Source organism: Streptococcus australis (assembly GCF_015553625.1).
GTDB lineage: Bacteria > Bacillota > Bacilli > Lactobacillales > Streptococcaceae > Streptococcus > Streptococcus australis_B.
This window is the reverse complement of record NZ_JADNGY010000002.1, coordinates 235836-260979: the sequence shown is the minus strand read 5'-3', so window position 1 is coordinate 260979 and position 25144 is coordinate 235836. Positions and strand designations below refer to the sequence as shown.

Sequence of the window (25144 nt, the reverse complement as noted above, 5' to 3'; positions counted from 1 at the left end):
GGCTTTCCTGTTCTATTTTTGTTGATTTTATGCTAAACTAGTAGGAGGGGGTTCCGCATATGATTAAGATTTTTGGGAAAATCCGATACCATTGGCAGCCTGATTTATCCATGCTGATTATCTATTGGTCCTTATCGGTTATACCTGTCTTTATTGGACTAGCTCTGATGTATGAGAGTTCTAATATTCCGACAGTGGTACTCTTTTCATTCTTTCTCTTTATGGCCTTGCTGGCTGTAGGAGTGCATCGCTATTTTACGATTTATGATGATGGGATTTTACGTATTATCACGGCGAATCCGTTAACTCCTATAAAAGTTCCGATTTCATCGATTGAAAAAGTGGAAGTCACAAAGAATTCCATCAAGTTAATTTTCAACGATGGATCAAGAAGTCGGACTTTCTGTATGCGTAAGTGGCCAAAAAAATACTTTATTAATGCTTTGGCCTTGAACGATCATTTCAAGGGTGAGATTGAGTTGACTGATAACTTCATCCATGTGGACTATTATCAACTCTACTACGCTAATAATGAAAAAAGCTCTTAATCTTTGATAAGAGCTCGGGTCGGACAATTTTTAACAGCTTCTTGGATGGTTGCATCGGTAGGAAATTCTTTTTCCAACAGTTCATCTTCCGAAGCGAACTTAACGATGCCATTATCGTGATAGTCAAAAATGTCCGAATATGTTTGGCAAAGGCCACATGCGATACAACGTTCAGGTATTAAGGTTATTTTCATATCTATATTGTAATGATTTTAACAGGAAAACACAAGGAGGAAGTTATGCCGAAAGAGCCATGGGAAGAAGAAATTTATGATGACGGAGAAGAAACATTGAAACGAACAAACAAATTAAATGGGATAAAAGCTGATCGCTTGTTGACCATCTTGGCGATTATTTTCTTTATTATTATTGTAGCGATGGTCTGCTTCTTAGTTTACCTTTCTACAGGTGGAAGCGATAAGAAGAAACAAATGAGCGGTTTCTACAATGGTGAAACAACAGTCGTTGCAGCAAGCAGTGCTCCAGCTGCAGAAAAGACAGAAGAAGCAAGTGCAGAAGAATCTGAAGAAGGTACGATTACAGTCCTAGCTGGTGAAGGAGAAGCAGCAATTGCGGCGCGTGCTGGCATTTCGATCGCCGAATTAGAGCAACTGAATCCATCTCACATGTCTACTGGATCATGGTATGCAAATCCAGGAGATGTCGTCAAGATTAAATAAAGGATAAGCTATGAAACAGATTCAAATCGCGATTGATGGCCCTGCATCTAGCGGGAAGTCAACTGTTGCTAAGATTATTGCTAAAAATTTAGGCTACACTTATCTCGATACGGGTGCCATGTATCGCGCAGCGACCTATCTGGCTCTTCGTCATGATCTGACCGAAGCAGATGTTGACCAGTTGGTTGATTTGCTGAACCAATATCCTGTGAGCTTTGGGCGCTCTGAAGACGGGCAACAATTAGTCTTCGTAGCTGATGTCGATGTGACTCATCCAATTCGTGACAATGAAGTGACCAATAATGTCTCTTGGGTATCTGCCTTGGCTCCTGTCCGTGAGCGCTTGGTAGCTCAGCAACAACAGATTGCTGCTCAAGGTGGGATCGTCATGGACGGTCGTGATATTGGGACGGTTGTCTTACCAGATGCAGAATTGAAGATTTTCCTAGTGGCTTCTGTAGAAGAACGTGCAGAACGTCGCTATAAGGAAAATTTGAGCAAGGGCATTGAAACAGATTTAGAAGTATTGAAAAAAGAAATTGCTGAGCGGGACTACAAAGACAGTCACCGAGAGGTTTCGCCATTGAAACCAGCAGACGATGCCATTCATTTTGATACGACTGGTGTCGGAATTGATCAAGTGGTTGCATTTATTGAAGAAAAAGCAAAAAAAATCCTTGACAATCCATCATAAACTTGATATCATATAAAAGTTGAGAAAAGCAGAAGTGAGAACTTCTCGCCTTGCGACTAACGTTGTCTGGCCCCTACGGATCAAGTTTCAGAAATGAACTATAATCATGTAGTGCGGGTTTGCGTTAGCAAGTCCGCTCTTGTTTTTCTCTAAAATAAAAAAAGAGGTGAAAACCATAGCAAAGCAAGACTTATTCATCAATGATGAAATTCGTGTACGTGAAGTTCGCTTAATCGGTCTTGAGGGCGAACAATTGGGTATCAAACCACTTGGTGAAGCGCAAGCACTTGCGGACGACGCTAATGTGGACTTGGTTCTCATTCAACCTCAAGCTAAACCTCCTGTTGCGAAAATTATGGACTACGGTAAGTTCAAATTTGAGTACCAGAAGAAACAAAAAGAACAACGCAAAAAACAAAGCGTTGTGACCGTGAAAGAAGTTCGATTGAGCCCAGTTATTGACAAGGGTGATTTCGATACGAAACTTCGCAATGCTCGTAAGTTCCTTGAAAAAGGGAACAAAGTGAAGGTTTCCATTCGCTTTAAGGGTCGTATGATCACCCATAAAGAGATTGGGGCAAAAGTTTTAGCCGATTTCGCTGAAGCAACTCAAGATATTGCTATCATCGAACAACGTGCTAAAATGGATGGTCGTCAAATGTTCATGCAGTTGGCACCAGCAACTGACAAGAAATAATCTGTCAGAAAGTTAAAAAAAGGAGAAAATATCATGCCAAAACAAAAAACACACCGCGCATCAGCTAAACGTTTCAAACGTACAGGTTCTGGTGGACTTAAACGTTTCCGTGCTTACACTTCTCACCGTTTCCACGGAAAAACTAAGAAACAACGTCGTCATCTTCGTAAAGCATCTATGGTGCATTCAGGAGATTTCAAACGTATTAAAGCAATGCTTACTCGCTTGAAATAATCGCGTATTTGTAAGTAAAGAATTCTAGGAAATATTGGAGGAAATATAAATGGCACGTGTTAAAGGTGGCGTTGTATCACGCAAACGTCGTAAACGTATTCTTAAATTAGCTAAAGGTTACTATGGAGCTAAACACATCTTGTTCCGTACTGCAAAAGAACAAGTAATGAACTCTTACTACTATGCATACCGTGACCGTCGTCAAAAGAAACGTGACTTCCGCAAATTGTGGATCACACGTATCAATGCGGCAGCTCGTATGAACGGTCTTTCATACTCACAATTGATGCATGGTTTGAAATTGGCTGAGATCGAAGTAAACCGTAAAATGCTTGCTGACTTGGCTGTTAACGATGCAGCAGCTTTCACAGCTCTTGCAGACGCAGCAAAAGCAAAACTTGGTAAATAATTGATAAAGAGATCCATTTGGGTCTCTTTTTTTAGATGAAGGAATCGGTTGTGACAATGACTTCTTTTATTTCAGCTGATTTCGTGCTATAATGAAAAAAATTAGAAGGTTTATGAAGGAGGACAAGACTGTGGGACACAAACGGTTAGCCTGGGATGAGTATTTTGCAGCACAGGCTTTGTTAATATCAAATCGAGCAACCTGTAAGCGAGCCAAGGTGGGTGCTGTATTGGTCAAGGATCATAAGGTGATTGCGACGGGCTATAATGGCTCTGTCTCTGGTACAGAACATTGCTTGGATCATGACTGTCTCATGGTGGAAGGACATTGTGTTCGGACCCTCCATGCAGAAGTCAATGCCATTTTACAGGGAGCGGAACGGGGGATTCCCAAAGGTTTCACAGCTTATGTGACCCATTTCCCTTGCCTCAACTGTACCAAGCAACTGCTTCAAGTTGGCTGCAAGCGGGTTGTTTATATCCATCAATACCGCATTGACGAATATGCTCAGTATCTCTATCGTGAAAAAGAAGTAGAACTGGTCCACCTCCCATTGGAAGAGGTCAAAGAAGCTATTGCAGAGGCAGATTTTATTTAAAAAAGAAACTTTGTTTTTGAGATCACGCTTCACTGATTCGTCTAGAGAAAAGAGATTGTGATGACATGTCAAATTTGCTACCAAATTATCTTGCTTGTTTAGGGTTTTGGTGCTCTTTATCAAGTAGTCATACTCTTATCCGGACAGCCTGAAAATGGAGAGAATCTCCCTGTCATCGTGCTGTCATTGCTTTTGCTTCTTTTATGGCTGACATTTCAAGTCATCTTAACAGTAAGTATCATGAAAAGAATGATGAAATCATGTATAATGGTGTTAAAAGAAAATATAAAAAAGAAGGGTAGGGAAAGCTATGACAGACCAAGAGAAACATTTTGAAGAAAATAAAGAACATAGCAGTATAAGTGAAGATGGTTTTACTTCTGCATCTATTCAGAATCATCCAACAAAAATCGGATTTACATCCATTCTTCTTTCAGCGGCCTTTTACTTATCCATTATCTATCTTGTATTGTTTATCTATTACTTTAATATCGCGGTACTTTTCATGTTGATTTTTCTATCACCAAACTTCTTAGGTGTTGCTATTGGTGCCATTTTACTTCGACTAGGGATGAAGAGAAGAAACAAAAACTTGCTCTATACAAGTTTCGTACTTTATCTGCTGTCTATCATCTTGGGTATTGATCTAGACTTGGAATTTTTTCGAATTGCACAGTTACTGCTAGTTATTCTGGTTTTAATTGGAAACCTCTTAGTTGAAGACGAAAATAGCTATTAATGAAAAGATAGGGATGGACAACTCTACTCAATAAAAAGTATTCGGGCCGATCCAAGCTATAATTAAATCAATTCTTCCTGTCGATTTTTGAGTGCTATTCTTTGAAAGAATAAGGAAGTACTTTAGGAGAAAGTTATGACAGATCAACAAAATTCTGAATCAAACCAAGAGTATAATCATGTGCCTGAAGGGGCTGTTCAGCCACCCATGGTGGGGGAAGAGCAGAATCCCCAAAATAATAAAGATAAAGAGGCATATGTTTTAGGAGATAGTCTCCTTTCTAACAATGAGATGAAGCCAGAAAAAAGAGTCGGAAGTACGCTAGTACTATCTATTGCACTTGTTTTGGCAACTATATACCTAGGATGGTCTCTACTCGGCGCAATCGTACTTATAGAATGGACAATTATGCTACAGCTCCATTTTCTCTGTATTATCATTGCGACCCTCCTGCTTTGGAACGGAAAGACGATGGGGAATAGAACAACTCTCTATACATCCGCAGTTTTATATTTTGTTTCGATGATTTTAGCGTATGACCCAGCTGGGGGAATATTTTTGTTTATGCCTCTTGTAATAGCTATAGTGGTTTTTTTCGGAACTGTAATGTTTGATAATGGAGAGTAATTATAGAAGATAGGGCGAAAAATCCTATCTTTTTTATATAGCGAGAAAACATGGAGGAAGCGGTTACAAATTGTGGTATAATGAGAGGTAATAAATCAATTTATACTTTACTTTGAAAGTGGAGTTAAATAAATGTCTAGAAATAAATGGTATCCGGGCTAATTTATTTTATAACCTTTCTTTATATTTCGACTGTTTGGATAGCAGGTAGTGAAAATGGATCGGGTACGATTATGTTCTTCGATTAGAAAAGAGCATAACTGGTATCCGATCGTTCCGTTGGTTTCCTTGGGCGTCACTATCCTGCAATTCCTTGGTAGGATTCCAGTTGTCTTACGGTTAATGAAAAGAATGATGAAATAGTGTATAAATGTTTTAAGAGAAAACATAAATAAAGTAATAAGAAAAGGGAGGAGAATGCTATGCCAAATCAGCAGAATAATTTTGAAGAAACTAAAGATACGATTAGGATAAGTGGAGATGGTTTTTATTCGGCATCTATCCAGAATTATCCAACAAAAATCAAATTTACTTCCATTCTTCTTTCAGTCGCCTTTTACTTATCCATTATCTATCTTGTATTGTTTATCTCTTACTTTGCACTTTCGGGTAATGCTTGGGGACTTTTCATTTTAATTTTTCTAGGACCAAACTTATTAAGTATTGCTATTGGGGCCATTTTTCTTAGAATAGGGATGGAGAAAGGAAATAAAACGCTACTCTATACGAGTTTCGTACTTTATATACTGTCCATTATTTTAGCTTATGATCCAGACTGGGGAGTTTTCCGAGTTGCACCGATAGTTTTGGCTATTCTTGTTTTAATAGGAACAATCCTAGCGAAAGAAGTTAAAGAAGTATTGAGATATTAAACAGGGATGTTAACTCTTTTAAATCAGTATTTGCTTGATCAATGATCTTATCGAGTCAAGAAATTCTATCAACTTGTATATTTTTAAAATGTCATTAGAGGCATGGAAGAATTCAGTGAATATCACTTATAAAATCGTTTATTCCAGCTTTTTAAGAAAAGCAAAATATTTTAGAAAAATGTCAGGAGAAAATTATGACAGATCAACAGCTAAATTGTGAAACAAACCAAGACAAAGACGGAATGCCTGAAGAATCTATTCAGCAACGAATGGGGGATCAAGGCCCAGAAAACCCTGTTCAGCCACCAATGGCAGAACAAGGCCTAGAAAATCCTGTTCAGCCACCAATGACGTATCAAGGTCCAGAAAATCCTGCTCAGCCACCAATGACGTATCAAGGTCTAGAAAATCCTGTTCAACCACAAATGGCGGATCAAGGTCCAGAAAATCCTGCTCAGCCATCAATAATGGAGCAAGCCCCAGAAAATTCTGTTCCTAATAGGGGCCTTCTAACTCTTGTATTTTTCGTAAATATGGGCTTACTGATGCTTTTTATAGGTAGTGCTGTGTTAATGGGAGGATGGGCGATTGTCTTTTTGTTCTTTTTGGGCTCTTACCTTACTTGTTACATTGCTGCGACAGTCTTGCTTGGCATTGGAACGAAAACGGCTAATAAGACGATGCTATTTGTTTCAGTAACTCTCTATTTTGCGTCCATGCTTTTTGCTGGTGATCCAGCTTGGTTAGCTATTCAAATTCCATCTATGATTTCCACTATCCTTGTATTAATAGGGACCTTGCTACTGTAGGGATTAGAGTTGGATAGCGGTTAAGTTCAAAAAATATAGTTTCAAACTATATCTTTTTCTTTTAATAAAAAAAGGAAAACTGGTGCAAAATCGTGTTATAATAGTTAGGTTATATGGTCCCGATAAGGTGGTAGAAAGAATCTACCAGTTCTTTGTAACTCTATAACGATTATTTTTTAAGGGGGGACATTTTTATGTCAGAACGTAAATTATTCACGTCTGAATCGGTATCTGAGGGGCATCCAGATAAGATTGCAGACCAAATTTCAGATGCTATCTTGGATGCTATTCTAGAGCAAGATCCAGAGGCACACGTTGCTGCTGAAACAGCTGTTTATACTGGTTCCGTACATGTTTTCGGTGAAATTTCAACTAATGCTTATGTCGATATTAACCGAGTGGTTCGTGATACCATTGCTGAGATTGGTTATACCAATACTGAGTATGGTTTCTCAGCGGAGACGGTGGGAGTTCATCCATCCTTGGTTGAGCAATCTCCAGATATCGCTCAAGGGGTTAATGAAGCCTTAGAAGTTCGTGGGAATGCGGATCAAGATCCACTTGATTTGATTGGAGCTGGTGACCAAGGTCTCATGTTTGGTTTTGCAGTGAATGAGACAGAAGAACTCATGCCATTGCCAATCTCACTCAGCCATAAGTTGGTTCGTCGCTTGGCAGAGCTACGTAAGTCTGGTGAAATTAGCTACCTTCGTCCAGATGCAAAATCCCAAGTTACTGTTGAATATGATGAAAATGACCAACCAGTGCGTGTGGACACTGTCGTTATTTCAACTCAACACGATCCAGAAGTCAGCAATGAACAAATCCGTGAGGATGTAATCAACAAGGTTATCAAAGAAGTGATTCCAGCTTCGTATCTTGACGATGAGACTAAATTCTTCATCAATCCAACAGGTCGTTTCGTTATCGGAGGACCTCAAGGAGACTCAGGTTTAACTGGTCGTAAGATCATCGTGGATACCTATGGTGGTTATTCACGTCATGGTGGTGGTGCCTTCTCTGGTAAGGACGCGACTAAGGTTGACCGTTCCGCTTCTTATGCAGCTCGCTACATTGCTAAAAACATTGTTGCTGCAGGTCTTGCTAAGAAAGCAGAAGTGCAATTGGCTTATGCCATTGGGGTAGCCCAACCTGTATCTGTTCGGATCGATACCTTCGGTACTGGAGCAGTGGCTGAAAGCAAGCTTGAAAAAGCAGCGCGTCAAATCTTTGACCTTCGTCCTGCAGGAATTATCCAAATGCTTGACCTCAAACGTCCAATCTACCGTCAAACAGCGGCTTATGGACATATGGGACGTACAGATATTGACCTTCCGTGGGAACGTTTAGACAAGGTGGAAGACTTGAAAGAAGCAGTTAACTAAGTAGATAGAAAGGAGGCTGGGACAAAAGTCCTAGCCTCTCAATTATCTTTGGATTGTCGAGCAAGACGCAGTTGTTGAGTGGGCTCTACTACGCTGATTTCATCAGCTTATACAGCCCTACTCAACTGTGCGGAGGTGGGACAACGAAATCGAATTCTAACGAATTACCGATTTCTGTCCCACTCTCTTTTTATGAAATAAATTTACAAATGTAAACAAAACTATTGACAAGAAAAAAAGAAGGTGTATAATTAAACTACAAATGTAAATATATTGTCTTTGATAGGAGATAGAAAGGAAAAACAATGGCAAAGATTTCAAGTGCGGAATGGGAAGTCATGAGAGTTCTCTGGACTAAGGGGGAAGCGACTTCTACAGAAATAACCAAGATTCTCTCCACCAAGCAGGAATGGTCAGCTTCGACAGTGAAAACCCTTTTGGGACGATTGGCTGATAAAGGCTACCTGACGAGTCGAAGAGAAGGTCGAACCTATCTCTATCAGACCCTTCTCAATGAAGAAGAGTCCAATTTAAAAGCTGTCCAAGCAGTCTTAAGTAAGATCTGCTTGACCAAGCATAGCCAATTATTGGGAAAACTGATCCAGCAAACACCAATGACCAAAGAACAGATCAAGGACTTGCAAGAAATCCTCGCATCCAAAGAAAGCGTGGAGCGGGTTCAATGTGATTGCCAGCCAGGCCAATGTCACTGTGTCAGTCATGTGGAGGAAGATAAATGAAAGAAGAAACTTTTGTCATCAATGGGATGACCTGTGCATCCTGTGTGATCAATGTGGAGAAAGCTGTTAACCATCTTGAGGGTGTTGAAAAAGCGACAGTGAACCTAACCACTGAAAAAATGACGGTTGAATATCAGGGGGAACCTTTGAGTCCAGAGGCTATTTCAAAAGCAGTAGCGGACGCCGGTTATGAGGCAGTAGTATACAATCCAGATACAGCTAAGAGCCAAGAAGAGCGAGAAGGTGACAAGCTACAATTGATCCGAAAACGCCTCTTTTGGTCTTCCGTCTTCACCCTGCCTCTCTTTTATCTAGCAATGGGGCCCATGATTGGCCTACCGGCACCTGCATTTGTTTCACCTGATCAAGCACCAGTGGCTTATACTCTTGTACTTTTGGCTTTGACCATCCCTGTGATGATCTTAGGACGAGCCTTTTATCGAAATGGCTTCCGGACTCTTGTAAAAGGCCATCCCAATATGGATGCTTTGGTAGCTCTAGCGACTAGTGCAGCCTTTCTTTATAGTCTTTATGGGACTTATCACATTTTGCTTGGGCACCACCATCACGTGCACCAGCTTTATTTTGAATCTGTAGCCGTGATTTTGACCTTGATTACTTTGGGTAAGTATTTTGAAACATTATCAAAAGGGCGTACTTCTCAAGCTATCAAAAAGCTCATGCATCTGGCGGCTAAAGAGGCAACGGTCCTACGTGATGGAAAGGAAGTGGAACTACCTGTAGAAGACTTGGTCATTGGAGATCAGATCCTGGTCAAACCAGGTGAAAAAATAGCCGTTGATGGTCAAGTGGTTTCCGGACAATCAGCCATTGATGAAAGCATGCTGACGGGTGAATCTATCCCCATCCAAAAAACTGAAGGCAGTCAAGTTTACGCAGGTTCCATTAATGGACAAGGTAGTTTGGTTTATCGGGCTGAGAAAGTTGGTCGGGATACCTTACTAGCACAAATCATTCAGCTGGTGGAAGATGCCCAACAAACCAAAGCACCGATTGCCAAGATTGCGGATCAAGTGGCAGGGGTCTTTGTCCCTGTAGTCATGGGGATTGCCCTCTTATCAGGCCTCTTTTGGTACTTCATCATGGGCCAAACCTTCACCTTTGCTATGACGGTAACGATCAGTGTCTTGGTCATTGCCTGTCCATGTGCTCTAGGCTTGGCGACTCCGACAGCCATTATGGTGGGAACAGGATTAGGAGCAGAGCATGGGATCCTCTACAAGAGAGGGGATGTCCTTGAGTTAGCTCATCAAGCACAAGTCTTGGTCTTCGATAAAACGGGGACCATCACTCAAGGAAAGCCTCAGTTGTCTTCTTCTTATACTTATAGACAAGCTGGGAATGTCTTACAAATACTAGCCTCTCTGGAAGCTAAGTCCGAGCATCCACTAGGACAAGCTATTCTGGATGCTGCAAAGGAAGCGCATGTAGACATCTTAGAGATGGAAAACTTCTCTAGTCTAACAGGAAGAGGCCTTACAGCTAGCTATGCTGGGCAGGTTTATCTGGCTGGGAATCAAACGCTCATGGAAGAGGAAGGGGTCGATGTTCGTCTTGCCAAGGCTGACTTGGAAGCCTTGACCCAGGATGGACAAACGCCGATTTTCTTGGCTGAAGATGGACAACTCATGGCTCTATTTGGCGTAGCAGACCGCATCAAGGAAGATAGTTTAGAAATGGTTGCTAGTCTAGAAAAAATGGGCAAGAAGGTGATTATGCTAACTGGGGATAATGACCGAACTGCTCAAGCCATTGCTAAGAAAGCTGGAATCCAGCAGGTCATCAGTCAAGTCCTTCCTCAAGAAAAATCACGGGTGATCCAAGAGTTGCAAGCAGAAGACAAGTCTGTGATTATGGTTGGAGATGGAATCAACGATGCACCGGCTCTTGCAACTGCTGATATCGGGATTGCCATGGGGTCTGGGACAGATATTGCCATGGAAAGTGCGGATATCGTCGTCATGAAACCGCAATTGATGGATGTTGTCCGGGCTTTGGAAATCAGTCGCTATACGATTAAGACCATCAAGGAAAACTTGTTCTGGGCCTTTATCTACAATGTTTTAGCTATTCCTGTGGCGATGGGCGTTCTCTATCTCTTTGGAGGCCCGCTCTTAAACCCGATGCTAGCAGGTCTAGCTATGAGTTTTAGTTCAGTATCGGTTGTACTGAATGCTCTAAGATTAAAGAGAAAAAAATTGTAAAAACTAGGAGAAAATTCATCTCCTCATGCAAAAGAAAGGAAAGAATCATGTCAAAAACATATGAAATTACAGGAATGAAATGCCAAGGTTGTGCCAATGCTGTCACTGAAAAACTATCTGCTGTAAAAGGTGTAGAAGAAGTAAAAGTTGATTTAGAGAAAAAACAAGTAACCATTGAAGGGAAACCTTGGAAATGGTCCTTGACCCGAGCTCTAAAAGGCAGTAAATATGAACTAGGAAATGAAGTGAAATAAACTCAGAAAAGGCGGTCCGAAAAGGACTGCTTTTTTTGATTATAAAGAAGTGACAACAGTTACAGCCAATTCACAAACAACATAAATAAAATAGTTAAGATTCTGAAAATATAAAAAAATAGTAAAACATATAGTTGAGGTTTTCTAAGGATTGGATTGACCGATCAAAAGATAAGAATGAGTGGAAAATGAAGCGTTTTTATGATATAATGGATGCGGTAATTTTTTACCGAATGATTGAAAGAGCTTATACAAATTTACATGAAAAAAATTATAATTAATGGTGGTCGCCCTTTAAAAGGTGAGGTGACCATTAGTGGTGCAAAAAATAGTGTGGTGGCCCTTATTCCTGCAACTATTTTAGCAGACGAAATTGTGACTCTTGATGGTGTTCCAGATATTTCAGATGTGGCTAGCTTGATTGACATTATGATCCTCATGGGAGCAAAAGTGGAGCGAGATGGGGAGACCCTTGTTATCGATCCACGTGGTGTACAAGATATGCCAATGCCATTTGGAAAGATCAATAGTCTTCGCGCTTCTTACTATTTTTACGGAAGTCTTTTGGGACGTTATGGCCAGGCAACTGTAGGTTTACCAGGGGGATGTGATTTAGGTCCACGTCCCATTGATCTGCATTTGAAAGCCTTTGAGGCGATGGGCGCTAAAATGACCATGGATGGTTCTAGTATGAACCTTTCCACAAATGGAGAGCGTCTCCGTGGCGCAGTGATCTATATGGATACGGTTAGCGTTGGAGCAACGATTAATACCATTCTAGCTGCTGTTAAAGCGGAAGGTCGTACCGTTATTGAGAATGCTGCTCGCGAACCTGAGATCATTGATGTCGTGACTCTTCTCAATAATATGGGGGCTCACATTCGTGGTGCAGGTACAGATATCATTACCATTGAAGGAGTAGACTATCTCCACGGGACACGTCACCAAGTGATTCCAGATCGCATCGAAGCGGGGACTTATATCGCCCTTGCTGCAGCTGTGGGAGAAGGGATTCAAATCAACAATGTCCTCTATGAACACTTGGAAAGCTTTATCGCTAAGCTGGAAGAAATGGGCGTTCGGATGACCATTTCTGAGGATAGTGTTTTTGTTGAAAAGCAGGAAAATCTAAAAGCTGTCCATATAAAAACCTCTCCTTACCCTGGATTTGCGACTGATTTGCAGCAACCCTTGACTCCCTTGCTCTTGACAGCTAATGGAAAGGGAAGCATTGTCGATACTATTTATCAAAAGCGAGTCAACCATGTGGCTGAACTGATGCGGATGGGAGCTACGATTGAAACAGTTAGTGATTGTATTGTCTACCAAGGGCCAAATCAATTAACGGGGGCTCCAGTTAAAGCGACAGACCTGCGTGCAGGTGCGGCCTTGGTGATTGCTGGCCTAATGGCTCAAGGAAAAACAGAGATTACCAATGTTGAGTTTATCCTTCGTGGCTATTCGCATATCATTGAAAAATTGCAACAATTGGGAGCTGACATCAAGCTAATTGATGAAGCATAACGAACGATTTTTATGAACATTTGGACGCAACTAGCAGCATATTCATGTTTCGAAACAGAGCGCCTCTTCTTGAGGCCCTTTCTATATAGTGATGCAGCTGACTTTTATACCATTTCCTCCAATCCAGATAATTTGCCTTTTATTTTCCCAGCACAAACTTCCCTTGAAGAATGCCAGTATGTCTTGGCGAATTATTTTTTAAAGAATCCTTTAGGAATATGGGCGATTTGTGACAAGGAAACTGGCCGTGTGATTGGATCAATTAAATTTGAAAAATTGGATGAAATTAAGAAAGAAGCGGAACTTGGTTATTTCTTACACAAGGATTATTGGGGCAAAGGCCTCATGACAGAGGTTGTCAAAGAAATTACCTTCTTGTCCTTCCAGGAATTTCATCTCAAACAAGTCCGAATTATTACCCATGTTGAAAATATAGCCAGCCAACAGGTGGCTTTGCATGCGGGGTATAGCTTGAAACGTCAATTCAAGGGAAGTGACCGCTATACCCGAAAGATGCGAGATTATTACGAGTTCTGCGTAGATAGAGGAGATCTCAATGAGTAAACACCAAGCGATCTTAGATTATTTGGAGAAACTACCAATTGGCAAGCGTGTCAGTGTGAGGAGTATCTCGAACTATTTGCAGGTGAGTGATGGGACCGCCTATCGGGCCATTAAAGAAGCCGAAAATCGTGGAATTGTTGAGACGAGACCTCGTAGTGGGACTGTTCGTGTTAAGTCCAAAAAGGCTGTCCTGGAACATCTGACTTTTCGAGAGATTGTAGAAATAACCGGTTCGGAAGTCTTGGCAGGTAAAGAAGGACTGGAACGCGAGTTCAACAAATTTTATATCGGTGCTATGACTGAAGAGCATATTTTAGACTATGTCTCTGAAGGTGGGCTCCTCATTGTTGGAGACCGGACCAATATCCAGCGTCTGGCCCTCAAACACGACAATGCTGTTCTTGTAACGGGTGGTTTCGACGTCGATCCTTCTATTTTGGAACTAGGTCGCAGTGGCCAAACTCCTATCTTACGTACCAAGCATGATACCTATACCGTGGCGACCATGATCAACCGTGCTCTCGCCAACATGCAAATCAAAACAGATATTTTAACGGTCGAACAAGTCTATTCCCCCATGCATGAATACGGTTTTTTACGGGAAACGGATACCGTACGTGACTATCTAGATCTGGTAAGAAAGAGCCGGTTTAGTCGCTTTCCTGTCGTCAATCAACACCAGATGGTTGTCGGAGTGGTGACCATGCGGGATGCAGGAGACAAGACACCCCAGACAACTCTTGACAAGGTCATGTCCCGTAGCGTCTTTACGACAAACTTATCCTCTAGTATTGCCAACGTCAGTCAACGCATGATTGCAGAAGATTTTGAGATGATCCCTGTGATTCGCAGCAATCAGACCCTTCTAGGGGTTATTACCCGTCGTGCGGTCATGGACCGGATGAGCAAGGAACAATTGTCTGGTTTGCCTACTTTTAGTGAACAAATCAGTCAAAAAGTGGTTCTGCAAGCCAATCATTTTGAATTAACGGTTGAACCGAGTATGTTAGAAAAGAGTGGAGTTCTCTCGAATGGCGTGCTCACTGAAGTTCTAACAACGGTCACTCGCCAGCTCATGATGAATTCTGGGAAAAATTTAATTATTGAACAACTGTTGGTCTATTATCTTCAAGCTGTTCAAGTGGACGATACCTTGCGGATTGAAACGCGCATCGTTCGTCAGACAAGACGATCGGCTATTATAGATTTTGATTTGTATTTGAATCTACAGTTAGTTACGAAGGCCACCGTCACTTTGAAAATTAATTAGAATGGAAGTAGGAAATAGATGATTACATTGAAATCACAGCGTGAAATTGAAGCCATGGACCGTGCAGGAGAGTTTCTTGCTAGTATCCATATTGGCCTTCGGGATTTGATCAAACCAGGTCTCGATCTTTGGGAAGTAGAAGAGTATGTTCGACGTCGCTGTAAAGAAGCCAATGTCTTGCCCCTTCAGATTGGTGTTGAAGGAAGCTTGATGGACTATCCCTATGCGACTTGTTGTGGGATCAATGATGAAGTGGCTCATGCCTTTCCTCGCCATTATGTCTTAAAAGATGGGGACCTCTTAAAGGTGGATATGGTCTTGTCTGAGCCCTTAGAAAAGTCTGTTGTTGATGTCTCAAAATTAGACTTTGACAATGTCGCGCAGGTGAAAAAGTATACAGAAAACTACTCTGGTGGTTTGGCGGATTCTTGCTGGGCTTATGCAGTAGGAAATGTATCTCAAGAAGTTAAAGACCTCATGGATGTGACCAAGGAATGTCTTTACAAGGGGATTGAAAAAGCCGTTGTCGGAAATCGTCTAGGAGATATCGGAGCCGCTATTCAAGAATATGCTGAAAGCAAGGGCTATGGCGTGGTTCGAGACTTGGTCGGTCATGGTGTCGGTCCAACTATGCATGAAGAACCAATGGTGCCTCATTACGGTCGTGCAGGACGTGGATTGCGCTTGCGTGAAGGGATGGTCTTGACCATTGAACCAATGATTAATACCGGAACTTGGGAAATTGATACCGATATGAAGACAGGTTGGGCCCACAAAACCCTTGATGGTGGTCTTTCTTGTCAGTACGAACATCAGTTTGTGATTACAAAAGATGGTCCTGTTATTTTGACTAGTCAAGGCGAAGAAGGAACCTATTAATACAAGTAGAGAGGAAAGAATGGAGCTGAATATAAAAAACGGTTTCGCTCTTTTCTCTTTTTATCACTTTGTTTAGGGGGAGGGAAGATATGAAAAAGTTTTTCAAATGGCTAGGCCAACGACCATTTATTAAGGGGTTCTTGCGCTTTTATATGGCCTCTGAATCGGATATCACGAGTATAGCTGTAGCCTATTATTTGTTGATTTCGATTCTTCCTTTATTGTTGATTGCAGCTAATATCCTCCCTTACTTTCAGATTCGTCCGACTCAGATTTTGCTGACTTTGCGAGAAGTATTACCTGCTTCCATGTACCGGATTGTTTTGCAAGTTATTTCATCGGTGCTTACTAAGCCTTCTACTGGTTTGCTGAGTTTCTCCATCATCTCTGCTTTATGGGTCTCTTCACAGTGTATTGCATACCTGCAAAGGGCCTTCAATAAAAGTTATGGAGTGGAGAAGGAGAGAGGGATTATCTGGGCGAGAATCTTCAGTATTTTGATTAGTTTTGCTCTGCAAGGTCTGTTCGGTCTATCTCTGGTTTTGACTATGTTTGGACGGATGATTATTCGTTCGGTCTATGAGATTTTCAAGTTTGATGAAAGTATCTACCTTCGTCTCCTAAATATTTCAGGACCTTCGGTTTACGTTCTTCTCTTTTTGACCTTGCTCTTGCTCTACTACACGCTACCCAATATCAAAATTCCTAAGTTTCGCTATGTCTTTCCGGGAGCTATCTTTGTAACAGCAGTTCTTTATTTGACCCTGAATATTTTCTGGAAATATGTCGACCACTATATCACGAGTTTCTTAGATGCACGTTTCTTCGGGTCGGTCCTCTTAGCGATTATTATGTTCTGGTTTATCTTGGTAGCCAAGGTGTTGATTATTGGTTGTATCTTAAATGCTAGTATTCAGTATGCGATTGAAGCACGATTCGAGACAAAAGACGGGGATGTGGTAGCCAAGTATAAGATAGGTCAAGTAGCTTTTCACCAAAAGGAAGCTTCACTCAAGCGTCGTTTTCATCTTAAAAATTTGAGAAAAAATCAAGAATAATCTTAAAGAAATAAAATAGGAAAAAGCCGGTTTTCATCCGGCTTTTTTGTTATTTCTGAATAGTTTGTTGCAAATGCAACAAAAATGTGATAAACTCCATTTAAAGGAAAGGAGGAGCAAATGAAGGTCCTAAGAGAGATTGGTATCATTGCCCGAGCCTTAGATTCAATCGCTAATATTGAGTTCCGAGATTTGGAGCTGGCAAGAGGCCAATACTTGTATTTGGTACGGATTGGGGAGCACCCAGGGATTATACAAGAGGAGTTATCTGATCTATTAAAAGTGGACCGCTCAACAGTGGCCCGCTCTGTCAAAAAATTAGCGGATAAAGGATTTATCCGAGAATTAAATGATCATTCAAATCAAAAGATAAAAAAATGGATCCTAACGGAAAAGGGACAAGCGCTTTATCCTTTCATACTTGCTGAGCATGCTTACTCTGAGAAGGCTGCCTTAAAAGGTTTTTCACAGACAGAAATTCTTCAATTAGAAAAATGGCTGGCAAAAATGAGTGAAAACGTCGCAGCGGATTGGGAGCTAGTGAAAAAAGGCCAAAAAAGAAATTATAGTGAGGAAAAGAAATGAAAGTTACAATAGATCAAGAGTTTTGGGATTTGTTTCCCCAAGCACAAGTAGTGGTAATGACTGTAGAAGGAATCGACAATCATGTCGACGAGAGCAAGGATTCCTATTTTAAGGATTTACTCGACAAGGGAGTCGCACGATCAAAAGCCTTCATCGATGATGAACAATTCACTGCCAGCCCGGTTGTTCAGGAATGGCGTCAGGCTTTTAGCAAATTCAAGACCAAAAAAGGAGCCCGCTCTTCCATTGAAGCCTTATTGAAACGTGTTTCGCAAGGACGAGAGTTTTATCCCATTAATCCTTTAGTGGATTTGTATAATAGTGTCTCTCTTGCCTATGCTATCCCCTGTGGTGGTGAGGATATGGAAAAGTTAGCTGGAGGCTTATCTTTAGGAAAAGCCAAGGGTGGAGAGCCATTCTTCCCATTAGGAGCTGAGGAAGATGCTCCAGCTTTGCCGGAAGAGATCATCTATTATGACCAAGAAGGAGCTGTTTGCCGGTGTTTAAATTGGCGGGAAGCTAAAAGGACGATGCTGACAGAAGAAACTCGTCAGGCTATTCTTGTTATGGAAGCAGTGACTGAAGAGCAAGCGAACCGTGCCAAAGAGGCGATGGACGAATTAAAAGGCTTAGTCAAGGACTATTTTGGTGTAGAAGGAAAAATTTCTTATTTAAACGCCCAAACATCTAGTTTAGAAGTATAAAAAAATGAGAGTGGGACAGAAATCGGTCATTCGTTAGAATTCGATTTCGTCGTCCCACCTCCGCACAGTTGAGTAGGGCTGTAAAAGCTAATGAAATTAGCGTAGTAGAGCCCACTCAACCACTGCGTCTTGCTCGACAATCTAAAGACAATTGAGAGGCCAGGACTTTTGTCCCAGCCTCATTTTGGTTTTTTATGGAAATTACTTCTTATTTCTGAAGACAAAAAGTTTACTGAAGACATAGTTTAAAATGACAATCATAACTTGGGCAGCAAACGTTTCGATGGTATTGATAGCCGTGCGATTCATATTGACAAACTGACCAATGATTTGCGGATACTGGGTCACAAAGATGGTGGTCATCAGGAGATCCAGAACGAGGGTGCCCATCCGAGCGAAAGAGAAGACAATTAATCGCTTAAACCAGCCTTTTCTTTCTTGTTTAAAGACAATAGTATCGTTGGTAGCAAAGGCAAAGAGAATCCCTGCAATATTTCCAATCAAGGTAGCTAGTTGTTCCTGGTCTGTCAGTTGGAAGACAATCAGCCGGGTGGCAACAGAAACAATCGTTGTAGCAACACCAAAGATCAGGTAGGCTAAAATTTCATTATTAAAGATTCGATTGAGTAGTTTTTTCATACAATTAGTCTATCATAATTCCCTTATTTGTGCTATACTTATAAAGTTGGTTTGTCAAATGCAACTCTATCAAGAGGGGTTCATTGGCAAAGATCAACCCTTGGTGCTTAGCTTCTTTCACCAAGCATATTAGAGCGGAAAAACCGCTAAAGGAGAAAACGATGAAAAACTATACTGTTCGTGACTTGGCACAGATTGCTCTAGTTGCAGCTCTCTATGTGGCCTTGACCATTACTCCCCCATTGAATGCCATCGGAAGCAATGAGATCCAATTCCGTGTTTCTGAAATGCTCAATTTCATGGCTTTCTACAATCGGAAATATATTTGGTCGGTGACAATTGGCTGTATGATTTCTAACTTCTTGAGTTATGGGATTGTCGACGTGGTCGTTGGTGGCGGATCTACTTTGGTCTTCGTCACACTTGGAGTATATCTCTTTAAACGTTACGAAAAGACAGATCTCTTTAATGGATGGATTCGCAAGGATCATTTCTTATTCTCAATTTTCTTTGCCCTCTCTATGTTTACGATTGCTTTAGAATTGCATATCTTAAACAAAACACCATTCTTCTTGAATTGGTTGACAACTGGTTTGGGTGAATTTGCTTCCCTGATTGTCGGAGCTATTTTGATTAAAAAGATTGCCCAACGAATTGATTTGACTCAATAACCTACTGGCCTAAAGTTTTGCTTTAGGCTTTTTTTGTTGCCATTGCCGAATCCGATTCATTCAAATAATAGATATTTTTCGCTAATGGAGTAGTCAGAAAGGCCCCAGTAAAGCGTTTTTATGGTAAAATAGGGATATGGAAACCAGAATAAAAGAGCTAGTGACACTCCTGAATCACTATGCAGAAGAATATTATACAAAAGATGCTCCGTCCGTATCGGATTATGAGTACGATCAACTTTATCGGGAATTAGTCACCTTAGAGGAAGCCCATCCGGAGTTGGTCCAGCCCAATAGCCCAACCCATCGGGTCGGAGGAACTATTCTTAAAGGGTTTGAAAAATACCAGCATACCTACCCGCTTTATAGCTTACAGGACGCCTTTTCTTATGATGAATTAGTGGCCTTTGATCAACGGGTTCGCAAGGAATTCCCTGCTATCACCTATGTATGTGAATTAAAAATTGACGGCCTGTCTATTTCACTTTCTTATGTTGATGGAGTTCTTGAAACGGGTGCTACACGTGGGGATGGGAGCATTGGAGAAAATATCACAGAGAACCTCAAGCGAGTTCGCGATATTCCTCTAGTCTTGCCAGAACCTCTTACATTAACAGTTCGCGGAGAATGTTATATGCCCCGTGCATCTTTTGATGCTGTCAACTTGTCTCGCCAAGAAAATGGGGAAGCAGAGTTTGCGAATCCTCGAAATGCGGCAGCCGGTACTCTTAGACAGTTGGATACAAAGATTGTTGCGGAGCGAAAACTCGCGACCTTCCTCTATCAAGAAGCTAGTCCAACTGACCAAACCAGTCAAGAGAAGGTGTTAGCCAAGTTAGATCGACTCGGTTTTGTCGTCAATCCGCATCACAAGATAGCGACTAGTATCGAGCAAGTCTGGGACTATATTCAAGAAGTGACTGAGATGCGTGACCAGCTTCCTTATGATATCGATGGGGTCGTGATTAAAGTGAATGACCTGGCTGTCCAAGAAGAACTTGGCTTTACTGTCAAAGCTCCCAAATGGGCAGTGGCTTACAAGTTCCCAGCTGAGGAGAAGGAAGCAAAACTCTTGTCAGTTGATTGGACTGTTGGTCGGACAGGAGTGGTGACACCAACTGCCAATTTGACTCCCGTTCAACTAGCAGGTACGACTGTCAGTCGGGCTACTCTCCATAATGTAGATTATATTGCTGAGAAAGATATTCGCAAAGACGATACCGTCATTGTCTATAAAGCAGGGGATATTATTCCAGCTGTTCTACGGGTTGTTATGGATAAGCGCGTATCAGAAGAGTTATTAGAGATTCCTAGTCACTGTCCAAGTTGTCAGAGTGAGCTCCTTCATTTTGAGGATGAAGTGGCCTTGCGTTGTATCAACCCCCGTTGTCCTGCTCAAATAAAGGAAGGGCTCGCCCACTTTGCCAGCCGGGATGCCATGAATATAACAGGGTTGGGGCCAGCTGTGGTTGAAAAACTGTTTGCCAAAGAATTGGTACAGGATGTGGCAGGTATTTACCGGCTGACGGTTGAGGATCTTTTGCAATTAGAAGGTTTTAAAGAGAAATCTGCCCAGAAGTTAGTAGATGCTATTCAGGCGTCTAAGGGGAATTCTGCTGAAAAACTATTGTTTGGACTGGGAATTCGTCATGTAGGAAGTAAGGCCAGCCAGCTCTTGCTCCAAGAGTTTCATTCCATTCCAGCTTTAGCAGAAGCAGAGGTTGAAACGATTGCAGCGATAGACAGTTTAGGAATGGTCGTTGCAGAAAGTCTCCAGCGTTATTTTGCTCAGGAAGGCTCTCGGCTTCTTTTAGAAGAGCTTAAGGATGCTGGGGTAAACTTAGAGTACCTAGGACAAAAGGTTGCAGCAGACGCACCATTGTCCGGTAAAACAGTCGTCTTAACAGGTAAACTGGAACGTCTGACTCGTTCTGAAGCTAAGGCTAAATTAGAAGCCTTAGGGGCTAAAGTCACAGGCTCCGTGTCCAAGAAAACTGACCTGTTGGTTGCAGGTAGTGATGCGGGCAGTAAATTAAGCAAAGCGCAGGAATTATCGATTGAAATACAGGATGAAGCCTGGCTTGAGAGTTTATAGAGGCATGTATGGAAAATAAGATTAAAAAAGCACGAGTGATATATAATCCGACCTCTGGTCAGGAAATCATTAAAAAGAACATCGCAGAAGTCTTAGATGTTTTAGAGGATGTCGGCTACGAAACAAGTGCCTATCAGACCACTCCAGAGCCCTTATCAGCCCAATTAGAAGCAGAACGGGCTGCTAAGGCAGGATTTGATTTGATCATTGCCGCTGGGGGAGATGGAACCATTAATGAGGTAGTTAACGGGGTTGCTAGTCTCGAACACCGTCCAAAAATGGCTTTTATCCCTACGGGAACAACTAATGATTACGCGCGTGCTCTGAAGATTCCAATGGGGGATCCAGTTGCAGCTGCACGGATTATTGAAAAGAACCAAACCATCCAAATGGACATTGGACGGGCATACGGAAGTAAATATTTTATCAATATTGCTGCTGCAGGGACCTTGTCTGAATTGACCTTTAGTGTACCGAGTGAGGTGAAGTCGCGTTATGGCTACTTTGCTTATGTGGCTGAAGGGGTGAAGAAGTTCCCCAAAAATAAAACCCGCAAGGTACGGATTGAACACGATAATGGGGTCTATGTTGGACCAGTTTCTCTTGTTTTCGTGGCTTTGACCAATTCGATCGGTGGCTTTGAAAGTGTAGCACCAGATGCTAAACTGGATGATGGTAATTTCACTTTAATTTTAGTGAAAACTGCTAAATTATTTGATATGTTGTCTTTGATTATGCAAGCCGTCAATGGTGGAAAACATGTCAAGGATTCAAATATTGAATACCTCAAAACCTCTAAATTGAAGATTGAAGTTTTGGATAAGAAAGAAGAGTTCAAAATCAATCTAGATGGTGAATACGGTGGAGATACACCGGTGGAACTGGAAGTCTTCCACAATCACCTAGAATTTTTTGCCAACATCGATGAAATTAATGACGATGCCTTGGTCCATTCGGAATATAAATTAGAAGAATAATGGAGAATCGTTGCTGAGAGTGGGCAATGTTCGTTTCTTCTTAGTTAGGAAATAGGAAATACAATAAGATGCATCAGTATCAAGTTAAAATCCACTACCATCATCCTGTAGGCGATTATTTTGCCCGTGATATGTGGAAGTGGCATGAAGGAGTTTGGGGAGAGGAAGTGTCCTTCTCCAAGCTCGATTATTTTGGTGTTGAGGGGCTCTTAGTTTATAACTGTGAGACACCTCAACGATTTGGCCATGTCATTATCAAGGAAGGAAACTGGATCAGTCAGTCAGACGAATACCATATTGAGTTTTTGCCTGAAGGGCATGTGCGAGAAGTCTGGTTAATTCAAGGGGATGATACCGTTTATTATTCCATACAGGCTGCAATGACTAGTCATGAATACAGCCGTCGGAAGCCGCATGCTTTTGATATGGCGACTCATTATCAGGAATTTGATGCCAAATGGGGATATCAAGGATGGTTGGGCTATCGCCAGCAGGATGATGATTACCGCTTTAAACTCTGGGCACCTACTGCCAATAAAGTAGACCTCCTCATCTATGATTCTGTTGCTAATGACAGCAAGGTTTGGAAGATTGTTCCAATGGTTCGTGGCCAGCGTGAATCTAGCGACCATGTTCGAAATAATTGTGGTGTCTGGTATGCCGATGTCATGGGGAACCTCAGTGGACTAGCTTATCAGTACAAGGTTTATTTTGATTACCATACGGAGATTGCGCGTGATCCTTATACGATCGCTACCAGTGAAAATGGGAAAAAATCAGCCATTCTTTCCCATTATGATCGCATCTTCCCTGCCTTTCAAACAGAAGCGTATGAGAAGGCTGACTGGCGGCTGGATAATCCCTGTCAGGCGGTTGTCTATGAAATGCATATCCGGGATTTGACCATTTCTCCAACTTCCGGTGTGGACGAAGCTTATCGAGGAACCTACCGAGGGGCTCACCAGACTGGGACTAAGAACGCCCAGGGTGATGCTACTGCTTTTGATTACATCAAGGAATTAGGGGTTAATGTGGTGCAATTGCAGCCAGTTACCGACCGCTATAAGACCTACGATGAAGAAGGCAATGTCCTCTACAACTGGGGCTACGATGTGCAGAATTATTCAGCACCTGAGACTTGGTATTCGACCAAACCTCACGATCCTAAAACCACCATGCGCGAATTAAAAGAAATGATTCACGCCTACCATGAAGCAGGAATCTCAGTGGTTATGGATGTCGTTTATAACCATATCTATTCGACAGAAGATGGCGCCTTCCAAACAACTGTTCCTGATTATTATTACCGGATGAATCCAGATGGATCCTTCCAAAATGGTACAGGAGTTGGGAATGAGACAGCCAGTGAGCATGAGATGTATCGCAAGTTCATGATTGATTCCTTGACACATTGGGTAACGGAATATAAGATTGACGGTTTCCGCTTTGACTTGATGGGGATTCACGATGTGGATACGATGAATGAAATCCGGGAAGCCATGGATGCGATTGATCCACGGATCCTCCTCTATGGAGAAGGTTGGGATATGGGGACAGGCTTAGCTCCAGAAGATAAGGCCAAGAAGGACAATGCTTATCAAATGGCTGAGGTTGGTTTCTTTAATGATACCTCTCGAGATGCCATTAAGGGGGCTGAGGTCTTTGGCTCTATCAAACGTGGCTATGTTAGTCGGAAGTCTACAGAAGACATCATTGCGCGGTCTGTTCTAGGTAGTGCAGAGATGGGATCCTTCCTAACTCCAAGTCAGGTTCTCAACTATGTAGAAGCCCATGATAACTACAACCTCTATGATTTACTTTCTTATGTCCATCCAGATGACTCTCAGGAAAAAATTAAGAAGCAGGTAGAAGTGGCGACAGCCATGAATCTCCTCTTCCAAGGGATGGCCTTTATGCAAGTTGGTCAAGAGTTCCTAAGAACCAAGTTGGTTGCAACGGGTGAAGATGGAGAAGTGACCCAGGCAGATCGAGAACGCGCTATGAATTCCTATAATGCGCCAGATGCCGTCAACCAAGTCGATTGGAATCTGGTGTCTGTCAACAAGGATACGATTGACTATATTCGTCAAATCATTCATTTGAAGAAGACCTTACCTGCCTTGTCTCTTGAGTCTTATGAGGAAATTTACCAACATGTCTTTGTGCATACAGCGGATATGGGTAGTGGTGTCATCGTCTTTGAATTAAATTGGGATAAACACTATTCTGTCATCTTTAACACCAGTGGACTTCCATTCTATCTCCAGAACGCAGATCATCTTGAGCTTCTTGTTGGAAATAGTCGAAATAAACGACCATTCTATGTTGAGAATCTAACAGCTTCCGTCTTTGAATGGAAGAAATAAATAAAAAAAAAGAGTGGGAAATCCCAATCTTTTTTTAGAATGTAGAAACACAATTATTTCTAAATAATAGCTAGATGATTTTAAAAAAGATAACTTCTATTTGTGTGCCATTTAAACAGATCTAAAACTTTTCTCACAGCGGAAAGTTTTAGATTTGCTTTAATGACCCAAATTAATAGAAGTTGTTTTTGAAAACAATCCAGATACCTTAAGTAAAAATAGTTTGTCTACATTTTAAAATGAGGCTAGGACAAAAGTCCTAGCCTCTCAATTGTCTTTGGATTGTCAAGTAAGACGCAGT

Annotated in this window: 28 protein-coding genes, 1 riboswitch and 1 other annotated feature; of the genes, 26 read left to right on the top strand and 2 right to left on the bottom strand. The window is 41.6% G+C overall.

Going from position 1 to position 25144, the window contains the following annotated elements; all coding sequences use genetic code 11:
- Nucleotides 1–59: 59 nt before the first annotated feature.
- Nucleotides 60–548, top strand: coding sequence for an EbsA family protein (locus I2D56_RS02770; protein ID WP_023023648.1), 489 nt, complete (start codon nt 60–62; stop codon nt 546–548).
- Here the strand turns inward: I2D56_RS02770 and I2D56_RS02765 are convergent.
- Nucleotides 545–742 (bottom strand): ferredoxin, encoded by a 198-nt coding sequence (locus I2D56_RS02765; protein WP_023023647.1) that lies wholly within the window; start codon nt 740–742, stop codon nt 545–547. The two genes, I2D56_RS02770 and I2D56_RS02765, sit on opposite strands and share 4 nt — an antisense overlap.
- A 45-nt stretch (nt 743–787) precedes the next feature.
- Between I2D56_RS02765 and I2D56_RS02760 the strand changes: the two genes are divergently transcribed.
- The 21 genes from I2D56_RS02760 (at nt 788) to I2D56_RS02660 (ending at nt 18095) form a co-directional block, all read left to right on the top strand.
- The gene (locus I2D56_RS02760) at nt 788–1228 is read left to right on the top strand and encodes an SAG1386/EF1546 family surface-associated protein (RefSeq protein WP_129821971.1); all 441 of its coding nucleotides are present in this window, start codon (nt 788–790) and stop codon (nt 1226–1228) included.
- Nucleotides 1229–1238: 10 nt separating this feature from the next.
- The gene (gene cmk, locus I2D56_RS02755; RefSeq protein ID WP_195347923.1) at nt 1239–1922 is read left to right on the top strand and encodes a (d)CMP kinase; all 684 of its coding nucleotides are present in this window, start codon (nt 1239–1241) and stop codon (nt 1920–1922) included.
- A gap of 20 nt (nt 1923–1942) precedes the next feature.
- Nucleotides 1943–2073: a sequence feature (ribosomal protein L20 leader region), on the top strand.
- Nucleotides 2074–2088: 15 nt separating this feature from the next.
- A complete protein-coding gene (infC, locus tag I2D56_RS02750) occupies nt 2089–2619 on the top strand; it encodes a translation initiation factor IF-3 (protein ID WP_006597373.1) in 531 nt (176 codons plus the stop codon).
- A 33-nt stretch (nt 2620–2652) separates the two neighbouring features.
- Nucleotides 2653–2853 (top strand): 50S ribosomal protein L35, encoded by a 201-nt coding sequence (gene rpmI / locus I2D56_RS02745; protein WP_001125942.1) that lies wholly within the window; start codon nt 2653–2655, stop codon nt 2851–2853.
- 49 nt (nt 2854–2902) lie between these two features.
- Nucleotides 2903–3262 (top strand): 50S ribosomal protein L20, encoded by a 360-nt coding sequence (rplT, locus tag I2D56_RS02740; RefSeq protein WP_000124834.1) that lies wholly within the window; start codon nt 2903–2905, stop codon nt 3260–3262.
- A gap of 130 nt (nt 3263–3392) precedes the next feature.
- A complete protein-coding gene (locus I2D56_RS02735) occupies nt 3393–3860 on the top strand; it encodes a deoxycytidylate deaminase (RefSeq protein WP_123159093.1) in 468 nt (155 codons plus the stop codon).
- A gap of 310 nt (nt 3861–4170) precedes the next feature.
- A complete protein-coding gene (locus I2D56_RS02730; RefSeq protein ID WP_023026979.1) occupies nt 4171–4599 on the top strand; it encodes a hypothetical protein in 429 nt (142 codons plus the stop codon).
- A 135-nt stretch (nt 4600–4734) separates the two neighbouring features.
- Nucleotides 4735–5226: a hypothetical protein gene (locus I2D56_RS02725; RefSeq protein ID WP_195347922.1), complete on the top strand. Its 492-nt coding sequence runs from the start codon at nt 4735–4737 to the stop codon at nt 5224–5226.
- A gap of 422 nt (nt 5227–5648) precedes the next feature.
- On the top strand, nt 5649–6098 hold the full coding sequence (locus tag I2D56_RS02720; RefSeq protein WP_154853248.1) for a solute carrier organic anion transporter: 450 nt from the start codon (nt 5649–5651) through the stop codon (nt 6096–6098).
- 194 nt (nt 6099–6292) lie between these two features.
- Entirely contained in the window at nt 6293–6907 is a 615-nt protein-coding gene (locus I2D56_RS02715) for a hypothetical protein (protein WP_154853245.1), read from the top strand.
- Between the two features lie 194 nt (nt 6908–7101).
- On the top strand, nt 7102–8292 hold the full coding sequence (metK, locus tag I2D56_RS02710) for a methionine adenosyltransferase (protein WP_154853242.1): 1191 nt from the start codon (nt 7102–7104) through the stop codon (nt 8290–8292).
- Between the two features lie 305 nt (nt 8293–8597).
- Nucleotides 8598–9032: a CopY/TcrY family copper transport repressor gene (locus I2D56_RS02705; RefSeq protein WP_195347921.1), complete on the top strand. Its 435-nt coding sequence runs from the start codon at nt 8598–8600 to the stop codon at nt 9030–9032.
- The gene (locus I2D56_RS02700; protein WP_195347920.1) at nt 9029–11257 is read left to right on the top strand and encodes a heavy metal translocating P-type ATPase; all 2229 of its coding nucleotides are present in this window, start codon (nt 9029–9031) and stop codon (nt 11255–11257) included. Before I2D56_RS02705 ends, I2D56_RS02700 begins: the two co-directional genes overlap by 4 nt.
- 47 nt (nt 11258–11304) lie before the next feature.
- On the top strand, nt 11305–11511 hold the full coding sequence (gene copZ / locus I2D56_RS02695) for a copper chaperone CopZ (protein WP_126404419.1): 207 nt from the start codon (nt 11305–11307) through the stop codon (nt 11509–11511).
- Between the two features lie 261 nt (nt 11512–11772).
- Nucleotides 11773–13035, top strand: a complete 1263-nt coding sequence (locus I2D56_RS02690; protein WP_154853232.1) for a UDP-N-acetylglucosamine 1-carboxyvinyltransferase — start codon at nt 11773–11775, stop codon at nt 13033–13035.
- 12 nt (nt 13036–13047) lie between these two features.
- Nucleotides 13048–13599, top strand: coding sequence for a GNAT family N-acetyltransferase (locus I2D56_RS02685; protein ID WP_154853229.1), 552 nt, complete (start codon nt 13048–13050; stop codon nt 13597–13599).
- On the top strand, nt 13592–14869 hold the full coding sequence (spxR, locus tag I2D56_RS02680) for a CBS-HotDog domain-containing transcription factor SpxR (protein WP_125330046.1): 1278 nt from the start codon (nt 13592–13594) through the stop codon (nt 14867–14869). The genes I2D56_RS02685 and spxR overlap by 8 nt, the downstream gene beginning before the upstream one ends.
- A gap of 18 nt (nt 14870–14887) precedes the next feature.
- Complete coding sequence (locus tag I2D56_RS02675; RefSeq protein WP_154853226.1) at nt 14888–15748, top strand: methionyl aminopeptidase; 861 nt, start codon at nt 14888–14890, stop codon at nt 15746–15748.
- A gap of 89 nt (nt 15749–15837) precedes the next feature.
- Complete coding sequence (locus I2D56_RS02670) at nt 15838–16806, top strand: YihY/virulence factor BrkB family protein (RefSeq protein WP_154853223.1); 969 nt, start codon at nt 15838–15840, stop codon at nt 16804–16806.
- A gap of 120 nt (nt 16807–16926) precedes the next feature.
- The gene (locus I2D56_RS02665) at nt 16927–17391 is read left to right on the top strand and encodes a MarR family winged helix-turn-helix transcriptional regulator (protein WP_120701850.1); all 465 of its coding nucleotides are present in this window, start codon (nt 16927–16929) and stop codon (nt 17389–17391) included.
- Nucleotides 17388–18095, top strand: a complete 708-nt coding sequence (locus I2D56_RS02660; RefSeq protein WP_117744374.1) for a B3/4 domain-containing protein — start codon at nt 17388–17390, stop codon at nt 18093–18095. The genes I2D56_RS02665 and I2D56_RS02660 overlap by 4 nt, the downstream gene beginning before the upstream one ends.
- A gap of 201 nt (nt 18096–18296) precedes the next feature.
- On the opposite strand, the gene I2D56_RS02655 is transcribed toward I2D56_RS02660, so the two are convergent.
- A complete protein-coding gene (locus I2D56_RS02655) occupies nt 18297–18734 on the bottom strand; it encodes a GtrA family protein (RefSeq protein ID WP_120701852.1) in 438 nt (145 codons plus the stop codon).
- A gap of 28 nt (nt 18735–18762) precedes the next feature.
- A riboswitch (PreQ1 riboswitch) is annotated at nt 18763–18898 on the top strand.
- On the opposite strand from I2D56_RS02655, the gene I2D56_RS02650 reads away from it, so the two are divergent.
- The 4 genes from I2D56_RS02650 to pulA all read left to right on the top strand — a co-directional run bounded on the left by I2D56_RS02650 (nt 18896) and on the right by pulA (nt 24843).
- Nucleotides 18896–19405 (top strand): QueT transporter family protein, encoded by a 510-nt coding sequence (locus I2D56_RS02650; protein WP_006596069.1) that lies wholly within the window; start codon nt 18896–18898, stop codon nt 19403–19405. Its footprint overlaps the riboswitch before it by 3 nt.
- A 136-nt stretch (nt 19406–19541) precedes the next feature.
- Nucleotides 19542–21500 carry an NAD-dependent DNA ligase LigA gene (gene ligA / locus I2D56_RS02645; RefSeq protein ID WP_154853220.1) on the top strand — a complete coding sequence of 653 codons (1959 nt, stop codon included), beginning with the start codon at nt 19542–19544 and terminating at the stop codon, nt 21498–21500.
- 8 nt (nt 21501–21508) lie between these two features.
- Nucleotides 21509–22477 carry a diacylglycerol kinase family lipid kinase gene (locus tag I2D56_RS02640; RefSeq protein ID WP_154853217.1) on the top strand — a complete coding sequence of 323 codons (969 nt, stop codon included), beginning with the start codon at nt 21509–21511 and terminating at the stop codon, nt 22475–22477.
- A gap of 68 nt (nt 22478–22545) precedes the next feature.
- The gene (pulA, locus tag I2D56_RS02635; protein ID WP_154853214.1) at nt 22546–24843 is read left to right on the top strand and encodes a type I pullulanase; all 2298 of its coding nucleotides are present in this window, start codon (nt 22546–22548) and stop codon (nt 24841–24843) included.
- Nucleotides 24844–25144: the final 301 nt, after the last annotated feature.

What these genes read in the sequence shown, in the direction of transcription:
- spxR (WP_125330046.1), top strand. Translation starts at nt 13,592, where the DNA reads ATGAGTAAACACCAAGCGATCTTAGATTATTTGGAGAAACTACCAATT.
- rplT (WP_000124834.1), top strand. Translation starts at nt 2,903, where the DNA reads ATGGCACGTGTTAAAGGTGGCGTTGTATCACGCAAACGTCGTAAACGT.
- copZ (WP_126404419.1), top strand. Translation starts at nt 11,305, where the DNA reads ATGTCAAAAACATATGAAATTACAGGAATGAAATGCCAAGGTTGTGCC.
- I2D56_RS02705 (WP_195347921.1), top strand. Translation starts at nt 8,598, where the DNA reads ATGGCAAAGATTTCAAGTGCGGAATGGGAAGTCATGAGAGTTCTCTGG.
- I2D56_RS02685 (WP_154853229.1), top strand. Translation starts at nt 13,048, where the DNA reads ATGAACATTTGGACGCAACTAGCAGCATATTCATGTTTCGAAACAGAG.
- I2D56_RS02665 (WP_120701850.1), top strand. Translation starts at nt 16,927, where the DNA reads ATGAAGGTCCTAAGAGAGATTGGTATCATTGCCCGAGCCTTAGATTCA.
- I2D56_RS02725 (WP_195347922.1), top strand. Translation starts at nt 4,735, where the DNA reads ATGACAGATCAACAAAATTCTGAATCAAACCAAGAGTATAATCATGTG.
- I2D56_RS02660 (WP_117744374.1), top strand. Translation starts at nt 17,388, where the DNA reads ATGAAAGTTACAATAGATCAAGAGTTTTGGGATTTGTTTCCCCAAGCA.
- ligA (WP_154853220.1), top strand. Translation starts at nt 19,542, where the DNA reads ATGGAAACCAGAATAAAAGAGCTAGTGACACTCCTGAATCACTATGCA.
- rpmI (WP_001125942.1), top strand. Translation starts at nt 2,653, where the DNA reads ATGCCAAAACAAAAAACACACCGCGCATCAGCTAAACGTTTCAAACGT.
- I2D56_RS02675 (WP_154853226.1), top strand. Translation starts at nt 14,888, where the DNA reads ATGATTACATTGAAATCACAGCGTGAAATTGAAGCCATGGACCGTGCA.
- I2D56_RS02765 (WP_023023647.1), bottom strand. Translation starts at nt 742, where the DNA reads ATGAAAATAACCTTAATACCTGAACGTTGTATCGCATGTGGCCTTTGC.
- pulA (WP_154853214.1), top strand. Translation starts at nt 22,546, where the DNA reads ATGCATCAGTATCAAGTTAAAATCCACTACCATCATCCTGTAGGCGAT.
- I2D56_RS02770 (WP_023023648.1), top strand. Translation starts at nt 60, where the DNA reads ATGATTAAGATTTTTGGGAAAATCCGATACCATTGGCAGCCTGATTTA.
- metK (WP_154853242.1), top strand. Translation starts at nt 7,102, where the DNA reads ATGTCAGAACGTAAATTATTCACGTCTGAATCGGTATCTGAGGGGCAT.
- I2D56_RS02760 (WP_129821971.1), top strand. Translation starts at nt 788, where the DNA reads ATGCCGAAAGAGCCATGGGAAGAAGAAATTTATGATGACGGAGAAGAA.
- I2D56_RS02690 (WP_154853232.1), top strand. Translation starts at nt 11,773, where the DNA reads ATGAAAAAAATTATAATTAATGGTGGTCGCCCTTTAAAAGGTGAGGTG.
- I2D56_RS02650 (WP_006596069.1), top strand. Translation starts at nt 18,896, where the DNA reads ATGAAAAACTATACTGTTCGTGACTTGGCACAGATTGCTCTAGTTGCA.
- I2D56_RS02655 (WP_120701852.1), bottom strand. Translation starts at nt 18,734, where the DNA reads ATGAAAAAACTACTCAATCGAATCTTTAATAATGAAATTTTAGCCTAC.
- I2D56_RS02720 (WP_154853248.1), top strand. Translation starts at nt 5,649, where the DNA reads ATGCCAAATCAGCAGAATAATTTTGAAGAAACTAAAGATACGATTAGG.
- I2D56_RS02640 (WP_154853217.1), top strand. Translation starts at nt 21,509, where the DNA reads ATGGAAAATAAGATTAAAAAAGCACGAGTGATATATAATCCGACCTCT.
- I2D56_RS02715 (WP_154853245.1), top strand. Translation starts at nt 6,293, where the DNA reads ATGACAGATCAACAGCTAAATTGTGAAACAAACCAAGACAAAGACGGA.
- I2D56_RS02700 (WP_195347920.1), top strand. Translation starts at nt 9,029, where the DNA reads ATGAAAGAAGAAACTTTTGTCATCAATGGGATGACCTGTGCATCCTGT.
- I2D56_RS02730 (WP_023026979.1), top strand. Translation starts at nt 4,171, where the DNA reads ATGACAGACCAAGAGAAACATTTTGAAGAAAATAAAGAACATAGCAGT.
- I2D56_RS02670 (WP_154853223.1), top strand. Translation starts at nt 15,838, where the DNA reads ATGAAAAAGTTTTTCAAATGGCTAGGCCAACGACCATTTATTAAGGGG.
- cmk (WP_195347923.1), top strand. Translation starts at nt 1,239, where the DNA reads ATGAAACAGATTCAAATCGCGATTGATGGCCCTGCATCTAGCGGGAAG.